The sequence below is a fragment of the Thiomicrospira sp. genome (assembly GCF_036568485.1).
GTDB lineage: Bacteria > Pseudomonadota > Gammaproteobacteria > Thiomicrospirales > Thiomicrospiraceae > Thiomicrospira.
The window spans coordinates 1-1,005 of record NZ_DATCSL010000096.1 but is presented as its reverse complement, the minus strand read 5'-3'; the positions used below and the strand labels follow the sequence as shown (position 1 = coordinate 1,005).

The window sequence follows — 1,005 nt, the reverse complement described above, 5'->3', positions numbered from 1 at the left end:
GGCGACATCACACTTCGACCTGGCTGTGAAAGCGCCATCATAATAATCTGAATTAACTCATCCGAACCATTGCCAAACACCAAGGTTTGATCACTCGGCAGAGCTAACTCTTGCATCAATACATGGCGCAAAGATTCGGCTGTTGGATCAGGATAACGATTAAAGGCTTGATAACGGACTCGTTCTATCCACGCCGATTGCATTTCAGGAGGCCAACCATAAGGGTTTTCCATCGCATCCAGCTTAATCATATTAGCCGCAGGCTGCACATGATAAGCTTTGATGTCTCGAATTTCAGGCCGAACCCAACGCTCAATCCAGTTTTTCACGTCCATTGGTTCTATATCTCTTGAGGTAGATTATGAGTTTTTAAGACGGTAGCGTGCTGATGCCGCGTGAGCTTGTAAACCTTCACCATCGGCTAGAATACCCGCCACTTCACCCAGGACATTCGCGCCTTCTGCCGAACACATAATTAAACTTGAGCGCTTCTGGAAATCATACACACCTAAGGGGGATGAAAAACGTGCGGTACGCGACGTTGGCAATACATGGTTAGGTCCAGCACAGTAATCGCCTAAGGCTTCGGCGGTATAACGCCCCATAAAGATGGCGCCCGCATGACGAATCTGTGGCAATAAAGCTTCTGGATTATCAACTGACAACTCTAAATGCTCAGGTGCAATAAAGTTAATCATTTCTACCGCTTGCGCCATATTATCCACCACAATTACCGCACCACGTGCTTCTAAAGCGGTACGAATAATCTTTTGACGTGGCATAGTCGGTAATAAACGATTCATACTGGCGACGACTTTATCGGCAAAATCAGCATCCGGCGTGACCAAAATCGATTGTGCATCTTCATCATGCTCAGCCTGAGAAAACAGGTCAACCGCAATCCAATCTGGATCAGTCTCTCCATCACACACGACCAAAATTTCAGACGGGCCCGCAATCATATCAATGCCGACCGTGCCAAACACCATACGTTTTGCTGTAGCT

The 1,005-nt window shown here is 47.0% G+C and carries 2 protein-coding genes; both read right to left on the bottom strand.

Features of this window, described 5'->3' with window-relative positions; all coding sequences use genetic code 11:
- Positions 1 to 335 (bottom strand): aminotransferase class I/II-fold pyridoxal phosphate-dependent enzyme (locus tag VIM91_RS09700; protein ID WP_331864625.1); only part of this gene is annotated, 335 nt, incomplete at its 3' end.
- A 24-nt stretch (positions 336 to 359) separates the two neighbouring features.
- The coding region (gene hisD, locus VIM91_RS09695; RefSeq protein ID WP_331864624.1) for a histidinol dehydrogenase at positions 360 to 1,005 on the bottom strand (646 nt) is incomplete at its 5' end.